Source organism: Nocardioides sp. Iso805N (assembly GCF_000364605.1).
Classification (GTDB): Bacteria; Actinomycetota; Actinomycetes; order Propionibacteriales; family Nocardioidaceae; genus Nocardioides.
The window spans coordinates 63,061-85,705 of the sequence record NZ_KB822588.1 but is presented as its reverse complement, the minus strand read 5'-3'; the positions used below and the strand labels follow the sequence as shown (position 1 = coordinate 85,705).

Annotated in this window: 22 protein-coding genes; 15 read left to right on the top strand and 7 right to left on the bottom strand. The window is 70.5% G+C overall.

The genetic code is table 11. The features are described from left to right. Positions 1-265: 265 nt before the first annotated feature. From H036_RS0120090 to H036_RS0120070, 5 genes are all read left to right on the top strand, one after another. The gene (locus tag H036_RS0120090; protein WP_017936609.1) at positions 266-469 is read left to right on the top strand and encodes a cold-shock protein; all 204 of its coding nucleotides are present in this window, start codon (positions 266-268) and stop codon (positions 467-469) included. Between the two features lie 257 nt (positions 470-726). Continuing rightward, complete coding sequence (locus H036_RS25805) at positions 727-891, top strand: hypothetical protein (protein ID WP_017936607.1); 165 nt, start codon at positions 727-729, stop codon at positions 889-891. Positions 892-954: 63 nt separating this feature from the next. Continuing rightward, the gene (locus H036_RS0120080) at positions 955-1,248 is read left to right on the top strand and encodes a metal-sensitive transcriptional regulator (RefSeq protein WP_017936606.1); all 294 of its coding nucleotides are present in this window, start codon (positions 955-957) and stop codon (positions 1,246-1,248) included. Continuing rightward, positions 1,245-1,448, top strand: coding sequence for a heavy-metal-associated domain-containing protein (locus tag H036_RS0120075; RefSeq protein ID WP_017936605.1), 204 nt, complete (start codon positions 1,245-1,247; stop codon positions 1,446-1,448). The genes H036_RS0120080 and H036_RS0120075 overlap by 4 nt, the downstream gene beginning before the upstream one ends. Continuing rightward, on the top strand, positions 1,445-3,616 hold the full coding sequence (locus H036_RS0120070; protein ID WP_017936604.1) for a heavy metal translocating P-type ATPase: 2,172 nt from the start codon (positions 1,445-1,447) through the stop codon (positions 3,614-3,616). Before H036_RS0120075 ends, H036_RS0120070 begins: the two co-directional genes overlap by 4 nt. Before the next feature lie 71 nt (positions 3,617-3,687). Here H036_RS0120070 and H036_RS0120065 read toward each other — a convergent pair whose 3' ends face one another. Continuing rightward, a complete protein-coding gene (locus H036_RS0120065) occupies positions 3,688-4,737 on the bottom strand; it encodes a hypothetical protein (RefSeq protein WP_017936603.1) in 1,050 nt (349 codons plus the stop codon). 76 nt (positions 4,738-4,813) lie between these two features. Between H036_RS0120065 and H036_RS0120060 the strand changes: the two genes are divergently transcribed. The 6 genes from H036_RS0120060 to H036_RS0120035 all read left to right on the top strand — a co-directional run bounded on the left by H036_RS0120060 (position 4,814) and on the right by H036_RS0120035 (position 11,195). Beyond that, positions 4,814-5,704 carry an NUDIX hydrolase gene (locus tag H036_RS0120060; RefSeq protein ID WP_017936602.1) on the top strand — a complete coding sequence of 297 codons (891 nt, stop codon included), beginning with the start codon at positions 4,814-4,816 and terminating at the stop codon, positions 5,702-5,704. Between the two features lie 168 nt (positions 5,705-5,872). Further along, positions 5,873-6,985 (top strand): phosphate ABC transporter substrate-binding protein PstS, encoded by a 1,113-nt coding sequence (pstS, locus tag H036_RS0120055; RefSeq protein WP_017936601.1) that lies wholly within the window; start codon positions 5,873-5,875, stop codon positions 6,983-6,985. Positions 6,986-7,092: 107 nt separating this feature from the next. Next, a complete protein-coding gene (pstC, locus tag H036_RS0120050; protein ID WP_017936600.1) occupies positions 7,093-8,073 on the top strand; it encodes a phosphate ABC transporter permease subunit PstC in 981 nt (326 codons plus the stop codon). A gap of 67 nt (positions 8,074-8,140) precedes the next feature. Beyond that, positions 8,141-9,211: a phosphate ABC transporter permease PstA gene (gene pstA / locus H036_RS0120045; protein ID WP_017936599.1), complete on the top strand. Its 1,071-nt coding sequence runs from the start codon at positions 8,141-8,143 to the stop codon at positions 9,209-9,211. Positions 9,212-9,244: 33 nt separating this feature from the next. Then, positions 9,245-10,024 carry a phosphate ABC transporter ATP-binding protein PstB gene (pstB, locus tag H036_RS0120040; RefSeq protein ID WP_017936598.1) on the top strand — a complete coding sequence of 260 codons (780 nt, stop codon included), beginning with the start codon at positions 9,245-9,247 and terminating at the stop codon, positions 10,022-10,024. A 127-nt stretch (positions 10,025-10,151) separates the two neighbouring features. After that, positions 10,152-11,195 carry a hypothetical protein gene (locus H036_RS0120035; protein ID WP_017936597.1) on the top strand — a complete coding sequence of 348 codons (1,044 nt, stop codon included), beginning with the start codon at positions 10,152-10,154 and terminating at the stop codon, positions 11,193-11,195. Positions 11,196-11,258: 63 nt separating this feature from the next. On the opposite strand, the gene H036_RS0120030 is transcribed toward H036_RS0120035, so the two are convergent. The 3 genes from H036_RS0120030 to H036_RS0120020 form a co-directional block, all read right to left on the bottom strand. Further along, complete coding sequence (locus H036_RS0120030; RefSeq protein ID WP_017936596.1) at positions 11,259-12,278, bottom strand: inorganic phosphate transporter; 1,020 nt, start codon at positions 12,276-12,278, stop codon at positions 11,259-11,261. Then, complete coding sequence (locus H036_RS0120025; protein ID WP_026146201.1) at positions 12,279-12,896, bottom strand: DUF47 domain-containing protein; 618 nt, start codon at positions 12,894-12,896, stop codon at positions 12,279-12,281. Positions 12,897-13,016: 120 nt separating this feature from the next. Next, positions 13,017-15,185, bottom strand: coding sequence for an RNA degradosome polyphosphate kinase (locus H036_RS0120020; RefSeq protein ID WP_017936594.1), 2,169 nt, complete (start codon positions 15,183-15,185; stop codon positions 13,017-13,019). 74 nt (positions 15,186-15,259) lie between these two features. Between H036_RS0120020 and H036_RS0120015 the strand changes: the two genes are divergently transcribed. Next, complete coding sequence (locus H036_RS0120015; protein ID WP_017936593.1) at positions 15,260-16,279, top strand: alpha/beta hydrolase; 1,020 nt, start codon at positions 15,260-15,262, stop codon at positions 16,277-16,279. Positions 16,280-16,381: 102 nt separating this feature from the next. Here the strand turns inward: H036_RS0120015 and H036_RS24670 are convergent, their stop codons facing one another. Together H036_RS24670 and H036_RS0120005 are read right to left on the bottom strand one after the other, a co-directional pair. Beyond that, on the bottom strand, positions 16,382-19,276 hold the full coding sequence (locus tag H036_RS24670) for a hypothetical protein (RefSeq protein ID WP_051068737.1): 2,895 nt from the start codon (positions 19,274-19,276) through the stop codon (positions 16,382-16,384). 51 nt (positions 19,277-19,327) lie between these two features. Beyond that, positions 19,328-19,690 (bottom strand): DsrE family protein, encoded by a 363-nt coding sequence (locus H036_RS0120005; RefSeq protein WP_026146199.1) that lies wholly within the window; start codon positions 19,688-19,690, stop codon positions 19,328-19,330. A gap of 22 nt (positions 19,691-19,712) precedes the next feature. Here H036_RS0120005 and H036_RS0120000 point away from each other — a divergent pair, with 22 nt between their 5' ends. From H036_RS0120000 to ygfZ, 3 genes are read left to right on the top strand one after another with little or no spacing between them, the layout of a single operon-like run. Further along, positions 19,713-20,228, top strand: a complete 516-nt coding sequence (locus H036_RS0120000; protein WP_017936591.1) for an FABP family protein — start codon at positions 19,713-19,715, stop codon at positions 20,226-20,228. Positions 20,229-20,241: 13 nt separating this feature from the next. Next, positions 20,242-20,658 (top strand): Fur family transcriptional regulator, encoded by a 417-nt coding sequence (locus tag H036_RS0119995; RefSeq protein ID WP_017936590.1) that lies wholly within the window; start codon positions 20,242-20,244, stop codon positions 20,656-20,658. After that, positions 20,658-21,608 (top strand): CAF17-like 4Fe-4S cluster assembly/insertion protein YgfZ, encoded by a 951-nt coding sequence (ygfZ, locus tag H036_RS0119990; RefSeq protein WP_017936589.1) that lies wholly within the window; start codon positions 20,658-20,660, stop codon positions 21,606-21,608. Before H036_RS0119995 ends, ygfZ begins: the two co-directional genes overlap by 1 nt. Positions 21,609-21,615: 7 nt before the next feature. On the opposite strand, the gene mshD is transcribed toward ygfZ, so the two are convergent. After that, entirely contained in the window at positions 21,616-22,425 is an 810-nt protein-coding gene (gene mshD / locus H036_RS0119985; protein WP_017936588.1) for a mycothiol synthase, read from the bottom strand. Positions 22,426-22,645 lie beyond the last annotated feature (220 nt).

Below are 22,645 nucleotides of genomic sequence, written 5' to 3'. Positions count from 1 at the left end.
GCGTTCCTTGAACCCGGGTCAAAGACGGCGAGAATTCCTGTCTTCGAGGGTTTCCTTCCGGCCCGGTATTGGTACTCTGCTGCTTGCAACAGGTGCAAGTTCCAAGTGGTCTGACGCCCGCGGAGTTTGTGATCCAACGGCGTTTCTGCTCTGTGCCCGCTTCAACGCGGGGGACTCCACAGGTCGGAGCGACGGTGTCACCGCAGCTGTTGCGGGGCCGTCGAACCTGGCGGCTTCTCGCCCCGACTAAGGAGAAACAGAGCACATGGCTCAGGGCACTGTTAAGTGGTTCAACGCTGAGAAGGGCTTCGGCTTCATCGCGCAGGAGGACGGCGGCGACGACGTCTTCGTGCACTACTCGGCTATTCAGTCCAACGGTTACAAGTCGCTCGACGAGAACCAGAAGGTCGAGTTCGACGTCACCCAGGGTCCGAAGGGCCCGCAGGCGGAGAACGTCCGCCCCATCTGATCTAGATCAGAGCGAGGCCCCGACCGCGAGGTCGGGGCCTCGTGTCATTTCGGCAGGTCGTTGGACGCCGTCCAGGCACTCTCCAGGCATTGTCCAGGCATTGTCCAGGCGTCATCCAGGTTGGGTAAAACGTGGCCGCACGCGTGTCATGTCCCGAGGTCCGGTTGGTGTTTGGACGTAATCTGGAAGGGGAATGGGAGCACCGGAAGCATGCCCTGGTCGGACGGACCTGGCGACCCGGTGATGAGGAGGACCAGGTGCACGACCAGTTCGACGTCTCGCTCGAGGACGCGGACCTGCTCGGGGAGGTCGAGTTGACCACCAACCTGATCATCGCGGCCAGCGAGTCGGAGGAGCACCTCAGCACCGAGGAGATCGACGAGATCCTCGGTGTCGTTCCGCGCGCGCGCCAAGGGTCCTGAGCGGCCCGCATTCGGCCGTCCGTCTTTGCGCTCTTGATACCCCTAGGGGGTACGGGTAACGTCATGGACGTGAGCGAGCACGGCTACATCCACCGCAAGGACGACTACCTCAAGCGACTGCGACGCATCGAGGGCCAGGCGCGCGGCATCGCGCGGATGGTCGACGAGGAGCAGTACTGCATCGACATCCTGACCCAGGTCTCGGCGATGACGAAGGCGCTGCACGCCGTCTCGCTCGGCCTGTTGGAGGAGCACATGAGCCACTGCGTGGTCGACGCCGCGCGCAGCAGCGACGCCGAGGCGCAGGAGAAGGTCGCGGAGGCCGTCGAGGCGATCGCCCGGCTGGTGAGGTCGTGAGCACGTTCCACGGGGTCGTCGAGGGCATGACCTGTCAGCACTGCGTCGCCTCGGTGACCGAGGAGGTCTCCGCACTGCCGGGTGTCGTCGAGGTCGCGGTCGACCTGGCGACGGGTGAGCTGAGCGTGACCTCCGACGTACCCCTGGAGCGGGCGGATGTCGCCGAGGCCGTCACGGAGGCCGGGTACGCGTTGCGATGAGCCAGCAACAGGTCGAGCTCGCCATCTCCGGGATGACGTGCGCCTCGTGCGCCAACCGGATCGAGCGCAAGCTGAACAAGCTCGACGGCGTCAGCGCGAGCGTCAACTACGCCACCGAGAAGGCCTGGGTCGAGTACGTCGACGGCGTCGCCACCGGTGACCTCGTCGCGGCGGTGGTGGCTGCCGGCTACGACGCCACCCCGGTCGAGGCGGCCGATGCGGCCGAGGAGAGTGCCGAGCCGGGCCGCGAGCGCGACCCGTTGATCGGCCGGCTGGTCGTGGCGGCGGCGCTGACGGTGCCGATCCTGGCGATCGCGATGCTCGCACCGCTGCCCGCCCCCATCTGGCCGGGCTGGGCCTGGGTGACGTTCGTGCTGGCCCTGCCGGTGGTGACCTGGTCGGCCTGGCCCTTCCACCGTGCCGCCCTGGTCAACCTGCGGCACGGCGCGACCACCATGGACACGCTGGTCTCCCTCGGCGTGAGCGTCTCCTACCTCTGGTCCCTCGGTGCGCTGCTCGGCGACGGCGACACCTATGTCGAGGTGGCTGCGACCGTGACCACCTTCCTGCTGGCAGGTCGAGTGCTGGAGCACCGCGCCAAGCGCACCGCGGGGGAGGCGTTGCGTGCGCTGATGACCCTGGGCGCCAAGCAGGTGCAGGTGCTGCGCGACGGCGCCGAGGTGACGGTGCCGGTCGAGCGGTTGCGCGTGGGGGACCTGTTCGTCGTCCGTCCGGGGGAGCGGATCGCCACCGACGGCGTGGTCGAGGCCGGCGTCTCGGCCGTCGACGCCTCGCTGCTCACCGGCGAGCCGGTGCCGGTCGAGGTCGGCGCGGGCGAGGCGGTGACCGGTGGCACCCTCAACACCAACGGCCGGCTCGTCGTCCGCGCGACGGGGGTCGGCGCCGACACCCAGCTGGCGCGGATCGCCCGGTTGGTGGAGGAGGCCCAGAGCGGCAAGGCTGCGGCGCAGCGGCTCGCCGACCGAGTCTCGGCGTACTTCGTGCCCGCCGTGCTCGTGCTCGCCCTGCTGACCTTCGTCGGCTGGCTGGTCACGGGTGGCTCGCCGTCAACGGCGATCACCGCCGCCGTCGCGGTGCTGATCGTCGCCTGCCCGTGCGCGCTGGGGCTGGCCACCCCCACCGCGTTGCTGGTCGGCACCGGACGCGGTGCGCAGCTGGGTGTGCTCCTGCGCGGCCCGGAGGTGCTCGAATCGACCCGTCGCGTCGACACCGTCGTGCTCGACAAGACCGGCACCGTCACCCGCGGCGAGCTGAGGCTGATCGAGGTCACCGCGTCGCCGACCACCTCCGAGCAGGACGTACGCCGCCGCGCGGCCGCAGTCGAGTCCGCCTCCGAGCACCCGATCGCCCGGGCGATCGCCGTCGCCGGTCGATCCGGGCACGCCGCCACGGACCTGCCGCACGTGGACGACTTCCTCGCTCTGCCCGGCCTGGGTGCCGAGGGTGTCGTGGACGGTGAGTCGGTCGTCGTCGGCCGGCCCGAGCTGTTGCGCTCGCGCGGGCTGCCGCTCGAGCCCGCCCTCGAAGAGGCGGTGGAGAGGGCCGAGGCCACCGGCGCGACGGCGGTCGCGATCGGCTGGGCCGGTGCCGCGCGCGGCGTGCTCGCGGTCGCCGACACGGTCAAGGACGGGGCAGCCGATGCCGTCGACCAGCTGCGTCGGCTCGGCCTCGAGCCGGTCCTGCTCACCGGGGACCACGAGCGCGCCGCACGCACGATCGCCGACGAGGTGGGCCTCGAGACCGTGATCAGCGGCGTACTCCCCGAGGAGAAGGCCGCCCACGTGCGTGCCCTCCAAGAGGCCGGGCGGGTCGTCGCGATGGTCGGCGACGGGGTCAACGACGCCGCCGCCCTCGCCACCGCCGACCTCGGCATCGCGATGGGCACCGGCGCCGACGCCGCGATCGCCGCGAGCGACCTGACCCTGGTCCGCGGTGACCTGCGGCTGGTCCCGGTCGCGGTGCGACTGGCCCGCGCCACCCTGCGCACCATCCGTGCCAACCTGGTCTGGGCGTTCGGCTACAACGTGGTGCTCATCCCGCTGGCGGCGTCGGGACGTCTGGAGCCGATGCTGGCCGGCGGAGCGATGGCGCTGTCGTCGCTGTGCGTGGTGGGGAACAGCTTGCGGTTGCGGCGATTCCGGGGATAGTCCGGGGCGCAAATCAGGGGTTACTCGCCGGTGGGGCTGATTTTCGCCCCGGACTACCCCGCCGACAGCCCTCAGCAGGTCGCGAACAGCAGCGGTCCCGTGGACAGGTCCGAGAGCACCGGTGAGCCGTTTTTGGGCCGCAGCGCCATCGTCACCACGGCACCATCAGCGGCGACCTTGCCGAGCGCGAACCGGTCGGTGAAGCTGCCGCCCTGCCCGGGCGCCTCCCCGCTGGCCAGCTTCGCCCGCGTCGTCGCGTTGGTGACCGCCTGGTCGTGGCTCTCGAAGGCGAGCGCCACCCGTACGTCGCCCGCCTTCCCGGCGGGGCCGATCTCGCGAGCCATCGCGAAGGCCAGCACCGGGTTGACCTTGCCCGCCTCGGTGATCAGCTGCTGGCCCTGCGCCTCGTCCGTCGGGTCGGCCTCGCCCATGGCGAGCTTGCTGCAGGTGTAGTCGCCGCCGTAGATCTCGGCCGCGATGGGCTCGTCGACAGCATTCACCACCCGCGCGATGGGTTGCGGCACCGACCCGTCGCCGAGATGGTCCACGACCTGTGCCGCGAAGCTGTCGGTGTCACTGGTGACCACGAGGTGCCGGTCCTCGTCGAGGGAGACGAACGACAGGATCGGTACGCCGCCGACGCCGTCCACGGTGCTGCCGTCCCACACCCCGCCGTCATCCTTGGGCGCGGTGAAGCCCGCAGCCTTGAGGTGCGATCGGATGCTGTCGAAGGAGACCGAGTCGGACACCTTCATCAACAGCGCCGCGCCGCTCGTCGACTGGGTGAGCAGCTCCCAGGACATGGTCGCCGGGGTGAAGCCGAAGGCAGACTTCATCAGGTCCACCGACGTGGTGAGGGAGGAAGCCGGCGTCAGATCCGCGTCGTACCCGGCGTCGAGGAGCTTCTCGTCCGAGGATGTCCCGAGCGCCGCGCGCACCCGCGCCCAGTCGGTCCAGGAGTACCGCTGGGCGTCCTTCGGCGCGAGCGCCATCGCCCGCTGCAGATCACTGCGATGCGCGGAGTCCCACGCCTTCACCCCGAGCACCGCGCCCACGCAGACGACGATCGCGAGGACAGTCGTCAGCGCGATCGTCCGCGCCCGTATTCGCCTCAGCACCACGGTGGACAACCTAGGTCACCAACGTCGTGCCCGCGGCCACTGCCCAGCGCGCCGCCCGGCCGAATACCCTACCCACATGCCTGCACCCACACGGGACGTCGAGGCCGCCGGGGCGGTCGTCTTCCGTCGGAGCAAGAAGGAGTGCCGCGAGGTGCTGCTGGTGCACCGGCCCAAGTACGACGACTGGTCCTTCCCCAAGGGCAAGCTCGACCGCGGTGAGCACGTCACCGTCGCCGCCGTGCGGGAGGTGGAGGAGGAGACCGGGCTGCCCATCCGACTCACCCGGCCGCTGCGCGCCCAGCGCTATCGCGTCGGCCGCGGCTGGAAGCGGGTGCACTACTGGACCGGGCGGGTGCTCGAGGGCGCCACCGACGACGTCAGCGACTACCAGCGGCCCGGCGAGATCGATCAGGTCGCCTGGGTGCCGATCGCCGACGCCGGCCGGCGGCTCACCTACCCGCACGACCGGGCGACGCTGCGTGAGGCGATCGCGGCCCGCAAGACGACGTACCCGCTGATCGTGCTGCGGCACAGCGACTCGCGCTCCCGCGACACCTGGCGCGGTACCGATGCGGCGCGGCCGCTGCTCGCCTCGGGCAAGCGCCAGGCCGAGCGGCTCAGTGCCGTGCTCGCCGCGTTCGGCGTGACCCGGGTGGTCACCTCCACGAGCGAGCGCTGCCGCCAGACGGTCGAGCCGTACGCCGTGGCTGCCGACGTACCGATCGAGTCCACCACGCTGCTGAGTGAGGAGGGCGCTGCGGCCGAGGCCACCGGTGCGCTCATCCTCGGACTCGCCAGCGAGCTGCCGGGTCGCGGACCGCTGGTGGTGTGCAGCCACCGTCCGGTGCTGCCGATGGTCTTCTCCGCGCTCGGCATGCGGAAGCTCGCGCTGGAGAAGGGGGAGATAGCGGTGGCGCACATCCGCAAGGGCCGGGTCGTCGCTATAGAGCGGCACCTGCCGCTCTGACAAGTCCCAGGACCGCGAGTTCACTCACTATCTGCCGACTCCACGCGATTTCGTTTCCGAGACGGCAGATCGCGTTCACGCCTCGTTCACCAACGACCATGGATCCGGTCACTTCGGCTGCCTACCTTCGCTGACGTCAACCTGCGAATGACCACAGGAGAAACTGAAGTGAAGACCTCCCTCCGCCGGGCCGTCGTCCCGGGTGTTGCCGCGATCGCGCTGGCAGCCTCCCTCGCCGCGTGCGGTGACGACAACAACAACGCCAGCGACAGCTCTACCGGTGCCGCAGGCGGCTCCGTCAGCGGCAAGCTCGCCGCTGGTGGTTCGAGCGCTCAGGGCTCCGCCCAGCAGGCCTGGATGGCCGCCTACCAGCAGCAGAACTCCGGCGTGACCATCAGCTACGACCCCGTCGGCTCCGGCGCCGGTCGCACCAGCTTCGAGTCGGGCGCCTACCCGTTCGCCGGCTCGGACGCGTTCATCGCGAACCCCTCCGACGAGTACACCAAGGCCAAGCAGCAGTGTGGTGGTGCGGACCCGATCGAGGTGCCGGACTACATCAGCCCCATCGCCGTCGTCTTCAACCTCAAGGGTGTCGACTCGCTGAAGCTCGACGCGCAGACGATCGCCAAGATCTTCAACGGCCAGATCACCAAGTGGAACGACCCGGCGATCGCGCAGCAGAACAGCGGCGTCACGCTGCCGAGCACCGCGATCCACACCGTGCACCGCTCGGACGACTCGGGCACCACCCAGAACTTCACCGAGTACCTGAGCAAGGCCGGCTCCGGCGCGTGGAAGAGCCCGGCCTCGCAGACGTGGCCGTCCACCAACGGGCTGTCGGGCAACGGCACCTCGGGTGTCATCACCTCGATCAAGGGCGGCGACGGCACCATCGGCTACGCGGACGCCTCGCAGGCCGGTGGCCTGGGAGTCGCGTCGATCAAGGTCGGCTCGTCCTACAACGCTCCGTCGGCCGACGGGGCTGCCGCCGTGGTCGCCGCCTCGAGCCTGGACCCGTCGGCCACCGACAACCAGCTGATCTACGACGTCAACCGCACCGACACCAGCGATGGCGCCTACCCGCTGCTGCTCGTGTCCTACCTGATCGCCTGCCCGACCTACAGCGACGCGAACACCGCGAGCCTGGTCAAGGGCTACCTGTCCTACATCGTCTCCCAGGACGGCCAGAAGGCCGGTGCCTCGAACGCCGGCTCGGCCCCGCTGAGCAGCGACGTCTCGGACAAGGCCACCGCGATCGTCGCCAAGATCGCTGCCAAGTGATCCCGCGCCCGGGTGACCCCACAGGGTGACCCCGGGCTGGCAAGACCTGGTGCGGCGGCCCGCGATGAGCGGGCCGCCGCACAGCCCACTTCGACCTCAGGAACTGCGTGTCTCTCACCGCCTCCCCCGAGCAGACGCCCACCGGGCCGCCCGAATCTGACTCAGGCTCCCCGGCGCGGCGTTCGGCGCGGCTCGGCGATCGGATCTTCGCAGGCGCCGCGCTGGGCGCGGGCCTGCTCATCATGGTCGTCCTCGCCGGCGTCTTCATCTTCCTGCTGATCCAGGGTGTTCCTGGGCTGAGCGTGGATCCGAGCACCTACGGCCAGGGGTTCGACAACTTCTGGTCGTACGTCGCGCCGCTGCTGTTCGGCACGATCTTCATCTCGATCCTGGCGCTCATCGTGGCGGTGCCGTTCGCGCTCGCGGTGGCACTGTTCATCAGCCACTACGCCCCGCGCAGGCTCGCCACACCGGTCGCGTACGTGATCGATCTGCTCGCCGCCGTGCCGTCGGTCGTCTACGGCCTCTGGGGTGGCAGGGCACTCGCGCAGGCGCTCAAGCCGGTGATCAACTGGCTGGGCGACTACCTCAACTGGATCCCGCTGTTCAAGGGCCCCGCGTCGCCGAACGGGCAGACCGCTCTGACCGCGGCGCTCGTTCTCGGCGTGATGATCCTGCCGATCATCACCGCGATCAGCCGCGAGGTGTTCGCGCAGACGCCGCGGCTCAACGAGGAGGCAGCGATCGGTCTCGGCGCCACCCGGTGGGAGGTGATCCGGCTCGCGGTGCTTCCCTACGCGAAGTCCGGTGTCATCGCCGGCATCATGCTCGGCCTGGGCCGCGCGCTCGGCGAGACCATGGCGGTCACGATGGTCTACTCGTCCTCGCCGAAGTTCACGCTCAACATCATCGGCGACACCAGCCCGCAGACCATCGCGGCCAACATCGCCAACAACTACTCCGAGGCCACGCCGGACAAGCAGCACGTGCTGATCGCCGCGGGTCTCGTGCTGTTCGCCTTCACCTTCGCCGTCAACTTCATCGCGCGGTGGGCGATCGGCCGCGGTGAGAGGAACCTCGCACGATGAATCACCCCACGCAGTTCTTCGCTCCTCCCGCTCCGCTCCTTCCGCGAACAACTGAGCGGGGACCCCGATGACAGCCCTTCTCGCCCCCTCGACGCTCGCCCGCCCGCGCCTGCCGCGCTGGGCGCCGGTGGTCGTCGCCGTGGCCGCGCTGGCCGTCGCCGGACTGATCTCGTTGCTGTTCGGCTGGAGCTGGATCGCGCTGCTCGTCGTGGCCGGCCTGCTCTACGTCTTCGCACTCCCGCTGTGGTCGCGCGTCCTCGAAGGCCCGCGCGCCGCCACCGACCGACTCATGACCCACCTGGTCTGGGGCTCGTTCGTCGTGGTGTGCGTGCCGCTGCTGTGGCTGCTGATCCTGGTGGTCCAGAAGGGTGCGCCGGTGATCAACGGCCACTTCCTGACCACCTCGATGCGCGGCGTCATCGGCTCGATGCCGGGCGGAATCCTGCACGCCCTGCAGGGCACCATCGTGGTCACTCTCGCGGCCTCCATCATCGCGGTGCCGATCGGCCTGATGACGGCGATCTACCTGATCGAGTACGGCAGGGGTGGCCGGCTGGCGCGGGTGATCACCTTCCTCGTGGACGTGATGACGGGCATCCCCTCGATCGTGGCCGGTCTGTTCGCGCTGGCCCTGCTGGTGATGTTCTTCGGGCCGGCCTTCCGGGCGGGCATCGGCGGCGCGATCGCCCTTGCCCTGTTGATGATCCCGACGGTCGTCCGCTCGGCCGAGGAGATGCTCCGGCTGGTTCCCAGCGACCTGCGCGAGGCGTCGTACGCCCTCGGCGTGCCGAAGTGGCGCACCATCGTGAAGGTGGTCCTGCCGACCGCCATCGGCGGCATCGTGACCGGCATCGTGCTCGCGATCTCGCGGGTCATCGGCGAGACCGCGCCGCTGCTGGTCACCGCCGGCTACAACGACTCGATGAACGGCAACCTGTTCTCCGGCCGGATGACCACGCTGCCGGTCTACATCTTCAACCAGTACAAGACGCCCGGCGCGACACCGCTGGGCGCGCACGCCGCCGACCCCCCGGGCTACGCCCGCGCCTGGGGCGCCGCGCTGGTCCTCATCGTGATCGTCATGATCCTCAACATCATCGCCCGCATCATCGGCAAGATCTTCGCCCCACGGTACTGATTCAGCCAGGGCACTGACGGGAGTAACACAGCAATGGCAAAGAGCATCGACATCACCGACCTCGACATCTACTACGGCGACTTCAAGGCCGTCGAGGGCGTCAACATGACCATCAAGGCGAAGGCTGTCACCGCCTTCATCGGCCCCTCGGGCTGCGGCAAGTCCACCTTCCTGCGCTCGCTGAACCGGATGCACGAGGTGATCCCGGGCGCCCGCGTGGAGGGCAAGGTGACGGTTGACGGACAGTCGCTCTACGACTCGGCCATCGACCCGGTCGAGGTGCGCCGCCGCATCGGCATGGTCTTCCAGCGGCCGAACCCGTTCCCGACGATGTCGATCTACGAGAACGTGCTGGCCGGCAACCGGCTCAACGCCAAGCGGATGCCGAAGGCGACCGCGGACACGATCGTGGAGAAGTCGCTGCGCGGCGCGAACCTCTGGAACGAGGTCAAAGACCGCCTCGGCAAGCCGGGCATGGGCCTCTCCGGTGGTCAGCAGCAGCGGCTGTGCATCGCTCGCGCGATCGCGGTCGAGCCCGAGGTGCTGCTGATGGACGAGCCGTGCTCCGCGCTCGACCCGATCTCGACCGCGGCGATCGAGGACCTGATCCACGAGCTCAAGTCCGACTACACGATCGTGATCGTCACCCACAACATGCAGCAGGCCGCGCGCGTCTCCGACGACACCGGCTTCTTCAACCTCAAGGCCGCCGGTCAGCCGGGCCACCTGGTGGAGTTCAACCCCACCAAGACGATGTTCACCACCCCGGACAACCCGGACACCGAGGCGTACATCTCCGGTCGCTTCGGCTGAGCCGACTGACCCGGGCACCTGACCTTTCTCACCGGGACACGCCGGTGGCTGGTGAGGAAGGTCAGGTACGCCGGGGGCCTGTGGACGGCCGCCGCCGCGTGACGGCGATCCGGGCGATCCTCGGTCCATGGATCTCTCGGGAATCACGCGACAGGGCCTCGCTCTACCGGTCAAGGTCGATCGAGCGGGAATCGAAGGCCCGCGCTCGCGGGAGGCCGCCGGGCCGCACTGGCGCAGTCCCTATCGCGGTTGGCACGTTCCCGCGGCGGTCGACGGCCGCCGGGTCGACCAGCGCATCGTCGAGGCCGCGGCGCTCCTCCCGGCAACCGGAGCGATCACGGGCTGGGCTGCACTGCACTGGGCCGGTGGTCGTTACTTCGACGGCACGACGAGGGCTGGATCCGGTCTGATGCCGGTGACGCTGGCACTCGACAACAAGCGACGACTCCGTCAGCAGCCAGGGGTGGAGCTGTGCGAGGAGTTCCTCGATCCCGCCGACATCATCGTGGTCGATGGGCTACGGCTGACGACCCACCCCCGGTCGGTCTGCCGGCTCCTGCGCAGCAACCGGAGTCTCGAGGACCGGGTGCGGATCCTCGACATGGCAGCCTTCGACGACCTCTGCTCGCCGGCGGAGGTGCACACCTACGCTCGTGAGCGGCTCGCCGGCCGCCCGCACGTCAGCCGGATCTGGCAGGCGTCGCCGTACGCGGATGAGAACAGCTGGTCGCCGATGGAGTCGATCATGCGGATGGCCTGGCTCCAGACCCGCCGCGGGAGTCCGCTCGCGAACGCTCCGCTCTTCGACGAAGACGGCCGGCACCTGGTCACGCCCGACCTGATCGATCCTGTCGCAGGCGTGGTGGGCGAGTACGACGGCGCACCGCACGACGGCCTCGAGCCGCGCGAGCGCGATCTCGATCGCGAGGAACTCTATCGGCGCCTCGACCTCGAGCTGGTCGTCATGATGAGCGGGGACCTCGCCGGGCGTGAGCGCTTCGTGCGGCGGCTGGCCGCGGCCTATCAGCGCGCCGCCGCACGCCGACGTACGGGGCCGTGGACCTTGGCCCAACCGGACTGGTGGGTCGACACGTCCACCGTCGCGCGGCGGCGGGCGCTGACCGATGGCGAGCGTGGGATCTGGCTCAAGCGACAGCTGCCCGCCGCGTGACACACCTGACCTTCATCACCATCTATCGGCGTGTCTCGGTGAAGAAGGTCAGGTGCCTGGGTCTCAGACCCGGAACAGCACCCGCAGCACTTCGTACATCCCGGCTGCGGCCAGCCCGGCGGCCGGGAAGGTGAGCACCCAGCCCACGACGATGTTGCCCGCGACCCCCCAGCGCACGGCGTTGAAGCGCTGCGTGGCGCCAGCGCCCATGATCGCCGAGGTGATGGTGTGGGTGGTCGAGATCGGAGCGTGGAAGAAGTACGCGCTGCCGTAGAGCACGCTGGCACCGACGACCTCGGCGGAGAAGCCGCGGGCCGGGTCGAGGTGGATGATCTTGCGGCCCAGGGTGCGCATCACCCGCCAGCCACCTGAGTAGGTGCCGAGCGAGATCGCGGAGGCGGCGCAGAGCACCACCCACAGCGGCAGGTTCTTGTCGCTGCCGTAGGTGGCCGGGTAGGCGACCGTGAGTGCCAGGAAGATGACGCCCATCGTCTTCTGCGCGTCCTGCAGGCCGTGACCCAGCGCCAGCGCGGCGGCCGAGAACGTCTGCATCAGCCGGAAGCCGCGGTAGACCTTGTGCGGGTTGCGCCGGCGAAAGATCCACATGATCGCCAGCATCACCCCGAACGCCAGCGCGAAGCCGACGATCGGGGAGATCACCATCGGCACCAGCACCTTGTCGATCACCGTGTTCCAGTGCACGGACGCGTACGACGATCCGGCAGCCAACGCGGCACCCACGAGCGCACCGATGAGTGCGTGCGAGGAGGACGAGGGCAGACCGAAGTACCAGGTGATGAGGTTCCACGCGATCGCGCCCAGCAGCGAGGCCAGCACGATCACCAGCGCGTGGTTCGCGTCCGCCGCGTTGAGCCGCAGCACCTCGGAGACGGTATGTGCCACCTCCTGTCCCAGCAGCGCGCCGACGAAGTTCATGACGGCGGCCAGGATGAGCGCCACCCGCGGCGTCAGCGCGCGGGTGGAGACGGACGTGGCGATGGCGTTGGCGGCGTCGTGGAAGCCGTTCGTGTAGTCGAAGGCGAGCGCGATCACCACGACCGCGATCAGGATCGCGAGAGTCACTCAGGATTCCTTGACGGCGATCTGCTCGACGATGTTCGCCACCTTCTCGAAGGCGTCGATCGACTCCTCGAGGGACTCCACGATGTCCTTGAGCTTGAGGACCTCCATCGCCTTGAACTCGCCGGAGAAGAGCTTGGCGAGGATGCGACGGTGGTTCTTGTCGCCCTGGTTCTCCAGGCGGTTGATCTCGATCCAGTACTCGTCGAGGTCGCTGAGCGACTGCAGCTTCGGCATCGCGGCGGCGGTCAGCTCGGCGCAGCGCTGCAGCACCGCGACCTGGTCCGACAGCTCGGGCGGCAGCACCTTCACCTCATAGACGAGGATCTGGTCGACCACCTCGTCCATCGCGTCCATCACGTCGTCGAGGCCGGAGCCGAGGGCGTAGATGTCCTCGCGGTCGAACGGCGTCACGAACGTCGAGTTCACCCGCCGCACGATCGCGTGGGTGGTCTCGTCGGCGGCGTGCTCGGCGTCTCGCATGCGCTTGGCGACACTGGCGTGCTCGGCGCTCTCGCTCAACATCTCAGCTAGGAGTGCCGCCCCGGTGACCAAGTGCTGGGCTGACTCCGTGAACAGGTCGTAGAACGATGTCTCGACCGGACGGATGCGCAAACGCACGGAAAACTCCTGGCGTGGGGTGGACGAACGCTCCACATGCTAGGCGAGCGGCCTTGCGCAGGCGCAAGTCGCCGCACCAGCGACGGGAACGCGGGGGGTTCGGTCTTCGCGCCTGAGGGCTCAGGTCTTCTGCCTGCGTCGGCGTCGCTGCCGCTCGATCAGGGCGGCCTGAAGGTCGACCGAGCCGTTGTTGAGCGTCCATTCGCCGTCCGGGCCCAGGGTCCATGCCCGCGTGTCCGGATCGAAGGCCAGGTCGAGCAGGCTCCCGATCTCGGCGACCAGCTCAGGTGTCGGCATCTCGACCAGCACCTCGACCCTGCGGTCGAGATTGCGGTGCATCATGTCGGCCGACCCGATCCAGGCCCGCGACTCGCCGCCGTTGTCGAACCAGAAGACCCGCGAGTGCTCCAGGAAGCGGCCCAGCACCGACCGCGTCTCGATCGTTTCCGACAGGGCAGGTACGCCGGGACGCAGCGCGCAGATGCCCCGCACCAGCAGCTGCACCGGGACACCTGCCTGCGAGGCGAGATAGAGCGCGTCGATGACCGCCTCGTCGACCAGCGAGTTCGCCTTGAGCCGGATCCGCGCCGGGCGGCCGTTGAGGTGGTGGTCGATCTCGCGGTGGATCTGCTCGACCAGCCCGCTGCGCACCGTCTGGGGCGCGACCAGCAGCTGCTCGTACTCCGGCGCCGAGGACCAGCCCGACAGGTTGTTGAACAGGTGGGCGACGTCCTCGCCGATCGCCTCGTTGGTGGTGATCAGGCCGAGGTCCTCATAGAGCCGCGAGGTCTTCGGGTTGTAGTTGCCGGTGCCGATGTGGGTGTAGCGGCGGATGCCGTACTGGCCCTCGTCGCGCACCACCATGGCCAGCTTGCAGTGCGTCTTGAGACCGATCAGGCCGTAGACCACGTGGCAGCCGGCCTGCTCCAGCTTGCGCGCCCAGCGGATGTTGGCCTGCTCGTCGAAGCGGGCCTTGATCTCCACCAGCACCAGCACCTGCTTGCCCGCCTCGGCGGCGTCGATCAGGGCGTCGATGATGGGCGAGTCGCCCGACGTGCGGTAAAGCGTCTGCTTGATCGCCAGCACGTGCGGATCTGCGGCTGCTTGCTCGATGAACCGCTGCACCGAGGTGGAGAAGGCGTCGTACGGGTGGTGCAGCAGGATGTCTCCACGCCGAGCGGCCTTGAACACGTCGACCGGCGCCGCCGACTCGACCGGTGCGAGCTGGCGGTGCGTCGCGGGCACGAAGGCTTCGTACTTGAGGTCCTCGCGGGCGATGTCGGCGATGCCGTGCAGACCGCGCAGGTCCAGCGGTCCGGGGAGGCGGAAGACCTCCTGCTCGGAGATCCCGAGCTCGGAGACCAGTAGGTCGAGCACCGAGTCGCTGATCGACTCCTCGACCTCGAGGCGCACCGGTGGCCCGAACCGGCGGCGGAGCAGCTCCTTCTCCAAGGCGGCCAGGAGGTTCTCGGCGTCGTCCTCCTCGACCTCGAGATCCTCGTTGCGGGTGACCCGGAAGGCGTGGACCTCGAGGATCTGCATGCCCGGGAAGAGCTTGGAGAGCCGCTCCCGCATGATGTCCTCGAGCGGAACGAACCGGTTCTCGCCCAGCGGCACGAACCGGCTGAAGATCTGCGGAACCTTGACCCGGGCGAAGTGCTCCTTGCCGGAGAGCGGGTCCCGGATCAGCACAGCGAGGTTGAGCGAGAGGCCGCTGATGTAGGGGAACGGGTGCGCCGGGTCGACGGCGAGCGGTGTCAGCACCGGGAAGACGCGCTCCTTGAAGAGCTTCTTGCAGTGCTTGATCTCGCTCTCGGACAGCTCGCTCCAGCGGACCAGCTCGATCCCCTCGGCCTGCAGCTTCGGCATCAGCTGCTCGCGGAAGACGCGGGCGTGCCGCTCGGAGAGTTCACGGGTGTTCTTCCAGATCAGCTCCAGCACCTCGCGCGGCATCAGGCCGCTGGCGGCCCGGACGGCGAGGCCGGCGGCGATGCGGCGCTTGAGGCCGGCCACCCGGACCATGAAGAACTCGTCGAGGTTGCTGGTGAAGATCGCCAGGAACCGGACCCGCTCGAGCAGGGGCAGCGACTCGTCCTCGGCCAGCTCAAGGACGCGCTGGTTGAACCGCAGCCAGGACAGCTCGCGGTCCAGGAAGCGGTCCTCGTGCTTCTCCACCTCGGCGAGCGCGTCGTGATCGGGGACGTAGACCGGATCGAGGTCGTACTCACGGTCGTGGACATCGGCGAGCGTCGTCGTCTCGGGGCTCCGGTCGGTGCTCTCGATGGTCATACGGCCAGTCTGGCATCCTCGGGTGAACAGCGGTGGCCTCGCCGCTCAGGGCTACCAGGCGGTAGGTTCGGGGGGTGAGTGTTGAGTCGCTGCGCCACCCGGTGGAGAAGTTCGCCTTCGTCACCGCCATGAACCTCCCCGCCGGTCTCCAGCGTCGGCTGGCCGGCCGCCCGGTCGTGGTCGATGGCCAGACTCTTGCGGTGGACACCCAGCTGATGCTGCGGCTGACAGCGCTCGCCGGTGAGCCCGACCCCTCCGCGCTCTCGATCCCCGAGGGCCGCGCGGCACTGCTGCGCCAGGCGGTCATCGGCGGTGGCACCCAGAAGATCGGCTCGGTGCGCACCCTCACCGTCGGCGGCCTGCCCGCGCGGCTCTACATCCCGACCGGCGCGCCGGCGGTCGGCCCGCTGCTGGTGTTCTTCCACGGCGGCGGCTTCGTCTTCGGCGACCTCAACTCGCACGACTCCTCCTGCCGCTACCTGGCCGAGCAGGCCGGCGTCCGGCTGCTGGCGATCGACTACCGGCTGGCGCCCGAGAGCCCGTTCCCGGCGGCGTACGACGACGCGCTCGCCGCCTTCGACTGGGCGCACGAGCACGCGGCCGAGATCGGGGCGGACCCGGCCCGGATCGGTGTCGGCGGCGACTCGGCCGGCGGCAACCTCGCGGCAGGCGTGGCGCTGACGGCGACGGCGCGGTGCGCCTTCCAGCTGCTGATCTATCCCGTCGTGGACATGGGGGCCGAGACCGAGTCGCGCCGACTCTTCGGCGAGGGCTTCTACCTCACGACGAGCTTCATCGCGCTGGCCGGTCGCGCCTACGTGCCCGACGGGATGGACCACCGCGACCCCAGGCTGTCGCCGCTGTTCGCAGAGGTGCCTGACGACGTGGCTCCGGCGTACGTCGTCACCGCCGGCTTCGACCCGCTGCGCGACGAGGGCGAGGCCTACGGGCGCAAGCTCGAGGACGCCGGGGTGAAGGTGGAGATGCGGCGCTTCCCGGACCAGATCCACGGCTTCTTGAACGTGATCGGCGCGGGACGCACCGCCAAGGCCGCCGTCACCGAGATCGCGGCAGCGCTCAAGGCGGGGCTGTAGGGGGCGACGGTTTTGACCCCCAGGGGTCAAAACCGCACGTTGTTGGGCAATGCTTTGACCCCCAAGGTTCGGGACTGACCCCCAGGGGTCGAAACCGACCGCTCAGACGCCCAGCTCCGGGCGCCACCGAGCCAGCTCGCGGGTGAACGCCTCGGCGTCGACCATCTTCCCGTCCACCGCGACCGCCTGCTCCCCGGAGCGGAACTCCACCCGCCAGCGCCGGCTGCTGGGGCGGGCGTTCATCCGCACCTCGGTCGCGGTGTCGTAGAGGTCGAAGCGGTAGCTGCGGCTGCCCTTGCGCACGTCCAGGACGCCCTGGTCGCTGACGGTCACCTCGCCGGCGGTGAGCAGGCCGAGCTTGTTCTCGGGTGTGAAGCTGCGGAGGTCCTCGGCGTCACTCGCAGGGACGGGCGCGGGCTCAGCGGCCGCGGCCACGGCAGGGGCCGACTCCGGCAGGTTGCCGCCGGCGGCGTCCATGGCGCGCAGCACGTCCGGCGTCAGCTTGGGGATCTGGCCGGTCTGCGCCAGCTCGGCGGCCAACGCCCAGGCGCTCTTGGTCTGCACCCGCGGCTCGGGAGCGGCCGGAGCAGCAGGTACGTCGGGCTCGACCGGAGCCGGTGCCGGTGCAGCGGCGACCGCCAGCTCGAGCGCCTGCAGGCTGCGCTTGGAACCCTTGTCCTTGATCGTGGCGACGACCTTGTCCCGCAGGTCGGCCAGCTCGCGGGCGAGCTCGCCGGCGCGCCTCTCGGCGGCCAGCCGCTCCTGCAGGGTGGTCTCGACGAGCTCGGTGTGGTGCCGGATGGAGGACTCGATGGCCTGGCGGTCGATCACGAGCTGGTCCACCCGGGCCTCGGCTTCGGCTCGCAGCCGGGCGGCCTCGTTGGCGGCCTCCTCGGCGGCGATCCGCGCGGCGTAGGCATCCTCCACCTGGAGTCGGGAGAGCTCGGCCGCGGACGCGGCGGCGGCGAGGACCTCCGCCGTACGTGCCTCGGCGGCGGCCCGCTCAGCAGCCGAGCCCTCGGCGTGCTGGTGGGCACCCGCGGCGGCGTCCTCGGCCTCCGCGCGCAGTCGGGCCGTGGCCTCTGCGGCCTGCTCCGCGGCGGTCCGGGCCTCGTGGGCGCTGGTCGCCTGTGCGGCGTGGTCGGCGGCTCGGGCATGCGCCTCCTCCGCCTCGCGAGCGCGCTCGGCCGCCGCGTCGTGGGCAGACCGTTCCGCCTCCGCCGCCGCAGCGGCGCGGGCGAGTGCGGCCTGCTCGGCACCGGCCGCCTGGCCGGCGGCGAGTGCCTGCTGGTGACTGACGTTCTCGGCCTCGGTACGGCGGGCGTGCGCCTCCTGAGCCTGGGCGTGCGCGGCCTCGGTCGCGGCCTGGGCGGCCTGCTCGGCGGTGAGTCGGGCAGCGTGCGCGTCGCCGGCGGCGCGGGCCTGCTCGGCGGCGACGGACTCGGCCTCGGTGCGGGCGATGTGCGCCTGCTCGGCCCGGTCGGCGTGCTCGTGCGCGGCCAGATCGGCGGCGCGGCGAGATGTGTGGGCCTTCTCCGCCTCGTGCTCGGCATCGGTGCGCAGATCGTGTGCCTCGCCGGCCAGGCGGGCCTGCTCGGCAGTGGCCTCCTCGGCCGCCAGCCGTGCGCGGTGGGCGTCGGCGGCGTTCTGCTCCGCGGTCTGACGATCGGCGTGCGCGCCCTGGGCGGACGCGTGGGCGGCCTCGGTGGCCGCTCGGCCGGCCTCCTCGGACGCTAGCCGTGAGGCGTGCGCGGCCTCTGCCTCCTGAGCCCGCTCGGCCGCGGCACGCTCGGCCTCCGCGCGGGCCTGGTGCGCCTCACCGGCGAGCCGCGCATGCTCCGCAGCCGCCTGGTCGGCCGCCTCCCGTGCCTGCTGGGCGCTGGCCGCCGATGCCTCGGCCGCCTCGCGAGCCTCCTGGGCGGCAGCGGCGGCAGCCTCGGCGGAGGCGTGCCGGTCGTGTGCCTCGCCGGCCAGGCGGGCCTGCTCGGCAGCGGCGACCTCGGCCGCCTCCCGGGCCGCGTGGGCGGCGGCCGCGTCGTCCTCGGCCGCGATCCGGTCGGCGTGGGCCTGCTCGGTCTCGTGCGCACGCTCGGTGGCCGACTCCTCCGCGCGCCGCCGGCCTTCGTGCGCCTCGGTCGCACGCATCGCCTGGAGCGCTGCGCTCTTCTCGGCGTCGCCCCGCTCCGCCGCGTGCGCTGCCGCGGCGTGGTCAGCGGCCTCGCGACCGATGGCAGCGGCGGCCGCGGCCCGCTCGGCCGCCTCGCGGGCCTCTTGGGCCGCCTTGACCTTCTCGGCCATGCTGGTCGCGACCCGCTCGGCGAACTGCCGCGCTCCATGGGCCGCCACGGCCTCGTCGGCCTTCGCTCTCGCCTCGTCCTCGGCGGCGATCCGGGCCTCGTGCGCCTGCGCGGCCTCGTGGGCGCGTGCCTCGGCGGCCTGCTCGGCGGTTGCGCGGGCCTCGTGCGCCGCAGCCGCCTCCTCGGAGCGGACCTTCGCGGTGTCTTCGGCGCGGGCCCGCGCGGCAGCCACATCCGCGGCCTGCTGCACCGCGTCGCGGTGGCGGCGTACGGCTTCCTCGGCCAGCTTCGCCTGCTCGGCCGCGGCCTGCTCGGCGAGCACCCGCTCCTTGGCCCGGGCCTCGCCGGCCTCCTCAGCCGCGCGACGAGCCGTCTCGGCCGTGACCGCTGCCTCTTCGGCGGCGTTGCGGGCCTGGTGGGCGGCGCGCGCCATGTCGGCGTGGTCGGCGGCCTTGCGGTCGGCCTCGGCGCGGGCACGGGCGTGCTCGGCGGCGTGCTCCTCGGCGACGATGCGCTCGGCCGCCTGCTCGGCAGCGGCCTGCTCCGCGGCCCGGCGCAGGCCGGCGTGACGCTCGGCGGCGGCGGCCTGTTCGGCGGCACGCGCGGCCACCTGCTCGACGGTCTCAGCAGGTACGGCGCCGTTGGCCTCGCCGCCCGATCGGCGGAACCACTTGCGGTCGGGGGAGTTCGGGGTGTCCATTTGCCTCCGATGCTATCGGGGTATCGACAGGCCCGAGGGCCGAAGGCGTGGTCAGTACACGACAGCTTGAACGCCGTCGGCGAGGATCTCCTCGGCGAAGACGGCCGCTCCCTTGATCTGTACGCCGGGAATGACGTCGCCCTCGGTGATCCCGCGCCGCGCCGCGCACTGGGTGCAGACGGTGACGCTGCCCTCGGCCAGCACGATCCCGAGCAGGTCGACGAGCGGGGTGGCCAGCGGGAGGCTGAACTCCTGCGCGCGTCCGGGCACGCCGTACCAGGCCGATTCGCCCGTCAGCCAGAGGCTGACCTCGGCGCCGGCCGCCGCCGCGGCGGCGGCCACGGTGAACGCCTGGTTGCACCGCTCCGCGTCCTCTGCGCCTGCGGTGACCTTCACGACGAGCTTCCTAGCCATAGCCGCACCCTAGACTGACCACGTGCCCTTCCACCTGCCCGAGAACCTCCATCCCGACTGTGCCCCGATCGCCTGGCTGCTCGGCACCTGGCACGGCAACGGGCACGGCGACTATCCGACGATCGAGAAGTTCGAGTTCGAGCAGGAGCTGGTCTTCCAGCAGGACGGGCGTCCGTTCCTGCACTACTCGGCGATGTCGTGGGTGGTGGATCCGGAGACCAAGGAGCGCCTGCGTCCGGGCGCGATGGAGACAGGCTTCCTCCGCTCCGCGCTGATCGAGCCGGGCAAGGCTCGCCTGGAGATGGTGCTGGCGCACAGCTCCGGGCTGGCGTCGGTGTGGTTCGGGGAGGCCGCCGAGGGCAAGATCGAGCTCGCCACCCGCGGGATCGGCCAGACCGAGACCGCCAAGGAGGTCACGGCCGGCCACCGGCTCTACGGCAACGTGCAGGGCCAGCTGATGTACGCCTACGACATGAAGGCGATGGGGCAGGAGCTGCAGCCGCACCTGTGGGCGCAGCTCAACCGTGTCGAGCAGTGAGGCTGGTCGTGCGATGAGCGACGAGGACTGGCGTGAGCGCCTGCGGGGGAGCGGCTACCGGCTGACCCCCCAGCGCGAGCTCGTCCTCGCCGCGGTGGAGAAGCTGCAGCACGCGACTCCCGACGAGGTGCTGGCGTGCGTGCGCGAGTCGTCCTCGGCGATCAACGCCTCGACCGTCTACCGCAACCTCGAAGTGCTCGAGGAGCTGGGCCTGGTGCGGCACGCCCACCTCTCGGACCGCGTCGCGACGTACCATTCGACGACCGAGCACGAGCACTTCCACCTGGTGTGCAGGAAGTGTCAGCGGGTCATCTCTGTTGACCCTGACGTGGCCGGCGACTTCGCCGCCCGGCTGCAGGCGGAGCGAGGGTTCGTGCCCGACCTCGGTCACCTGGTCGTGTTCGGTGAGTGTGTGGAGTGTGAGAGCTGATGAGTGACGTGTCCCCGCTGTTGTCCTTGGCCGGCGCGGTCGCAGGATCGGGGGTCGACGCCCCGGTGGCTGCCCACTACGGGTCGTTCAACGTCGAGCAGCGCACGCTGGCCTCGGGCGAGGGGTTCGTCGACCTCTCCCACCGCGACGTCGTCCGGATCGCCGGTCCCGACCGGCTGACCTGGCTGCACTCACTGACCTCGCAGGCGTTCGAGGGGCTCGCGCCGGGTGGCTGGATCTCGGCCCTGATCCTGTCGCCCCAGGGCCACATCGAGCACTTCTTGGCCGGCTCAGACGACGGTACGGCGTTCACCGCCTGGACCGAGCCGGGCCACGGCGAGGCACTGCTGAGCTATCTGGAGCGGATGAGGTTCTGGTCCGACGTGACGGTGACGGCCGAGCCGTCGTTGGCGGTGGTCTGGCGGCCGGTCTCGACGGGCTCGAGCACCGCAAGCAGCACGTCGTTCATCCCGCGCGACTCGCTCACGGCCTATGTCGACGCGGCCGGTCCGGCCTGCGGGATGTGGGCCTACGAGGCGCTGCGGATCGAGCGCGGCGAGCCACGGGTGTTCGTCGACACCGACCACCGCACCATCCCCAACGAGATCGGCCTGATCGGCACTCACCTGGACAAGGGCTGCTACCGCGGTCAGGAGACCGTCGCTCGGGTGCACACCCTCGGCCGTCCGCCGCGCAGGCTGGTGCTGCTGCACCTCGACGGGTCCGAGAACCGGCTGCCGCAGGCCTCGACCCCGCTGGTCGGCGCCGACGGCAGGGAGGTGGGCTTCGTCGGCTCCTCCGCGCGCCACTTCGAGCTCGGCCCGATCGCGCTGGGGCTGGTCAAGCGGTCGGTGCCTGTCGATGCACAGCTGAGCGTCGACGGGATGCCCGTGGCGCAGGAGACGGTGGTCGATCCCGAGGTCGGGCTGCACGTGCGACCGCTGCGCTGAGCCGGCATCAGGCCCGGCGGCGATACTGCACGTGCGTGTCGGCCGCGGCGTGGGAGAACCCGAGGCCGGAGTAGAGCCTCAGCGCGGGGGTGTTGTCACCCTCGACGTACAGATGGATCTCGTCGACCCCGCGCGAGAGCAGGTGGGCCAGCCCGGCGACGGTGACCAGGCGGCCGAGGCCACGGCCCTGGGCGGCCGGGTCGACCCCGACGACGTAGACCTCGCCTGACGCAGGGCTGTGCTGCTTGGTCCAGTGGAAGGCGAGCAGGCGACCGGTCGCGTCATCCCACGCGGTGATCAGCCCGGCCGCGGAGAACCACGGCTCGGCCATCCGCTCCTGCAACCCGGCCCGGTCCAGTGCCCCCTGCTCCGGGTGGGAGGCGAACGCGGCGGCGTTGACGCGCAGCAGCTCGTCCTCGTCGCCGGGCGCGAACCCGCGCACCGTGATCCCGGCGGGCACCTCTCCGACGGTCAGCGGGATCGACGAAGGTCGTCGCATCACCCACAGCTCGCGCACCCGCTCCCAGCCGTACGACGCGGCCAGCGCGCGGGCGGCCGGGTGGTCGCCGTGGGACCAGGCCAGCCGCGCCTCGGCAGGTGCCTGGAGGAGCAGCCGGCGACCGAGGCCGGTGCCGCGCTCGTTCGGCAGCACCACCAGAGACATCTCGTCGCCGTGCAGCAGCCCGAAGCCGCGGTTGTCGCCCCACACCTCGACCGACTCGGGGTGGTGTCGGACCGCGAGGAGCGTGGACTCGTCGAGCGGCGCGACGCCGTCGGCGGCCTCGGTCAGGCGGGCGAGCGAGGTGATGTCGAGCATGCGACTCACCCTAGAGGGCGTGGTGAGGCGCATGTCGCGGGCCCACGGATTGCGTGTCGGGCCGTTCACGAGGCGACATCTCAAGCGTCGGGGCGTCTTCGCGGGCCGCTTTTTCACATTCGCGCGTCATATCTCGCGCGGTACTCGCTCCCATCCACGTGGGTTCTGCTGAGAACAGCCCCTGCGAGGAGCCGCATGTCACGAGGCGTCGCATCGGTGG

Excerpts from the sequence above, each read along its gene's own strand:
- H036_RS0119995 (WP_017936590.1), top strand. The coding sequence starts at position 20,242 with ATGAGCGACGAGGACTGGCGTGAGCGCCTGCGGGGGAGCGGCTACCGG.
- ygfZ (WP_017936589.1), top strand. The coding sequence starts at position 20,658 with ATGAGTGACGTGTCCCCGCTGTTGTCCTTGGCCGGCGCGGTCGCAGGA.
- H036_RS0120005 (WP_026146199.1), bottom strand. The coding sequence starts at position 19,690 with ATGGCTAGGAAGCTCGTCGTGAAGGTCACCGCAGGCGCAGAGGACGCG.
- H036_RS0120060 (WP_017936602.1), top strand. The coding sequence starts at position 4,814 with ATGCCTGCACCCACACGGGACGTCGAGGCCGCCGGGGCGGTCGTCTTC.
- H036_RS0120070 (WP_017936604.1), top strand. The coding sequence starts at position 1,445 with ATGAGCCAGCAACAGGTCGAGCTCGCCATCTCCGGGATGACGTGCGCC.
- mshD (WP_017936588.1), bottom strand. The coding sequence starts at position 22,425 with ATGCTCGACATCACCTCGCTCGCCCGCCTGACCGAGGCCGCCGACGGC.
- H036_RS0120035 (WP_017936597.1), top strand. The coding sequence starts at position 10,152 with ATGGATCTCTCGGGAATCACGCGACAGGGCCTCGCTCTACCGGTCAAG.
- pstB (WP_017936598.1), top strand. The coding sequence starts at position 9,245 with ATGGCAAAGAGCATCGACATCACCGACCTCGACATCTACTACGGCGAC.
- H036_RS0120020 (WP_017936594.1), bottom strand. The coding sequence starts at position 15,185 with ATGACCATCGAGAGCACCGACCGGAGCCCCGAGACGACGACGCTCGCC.
- pstA (WP_017936599.1), top strand. The coding sequence starts at position 8,141 with ATGACAGCCCTTCTCGCCCCCTCGACGCTCGCCCGCCCGCGCCTGCCG.
- H036_RS0120080 (WP_017936606.1), top strand. The coding sequence starts at position 955 with ATGGACGTGAGCGAGCACGGCTACATCCACCGCAAGGACGACTACCTC.
- H036_RS0120090 (WP_017936609.1), top strand. The coding sequence starts at position 266 with ATGGCTCAGGGCACTGTTAAGTGGTTCAACGCTGAGAAGGGCTTCGGC.
- H036_RS24670 (WP_051068737.1), bottom strand. The coding sequence starts at position 19,276 with ATGGACACCCCGAACTCCCCCGACCGCAAGTGGTTCCGCCGATCGGGC.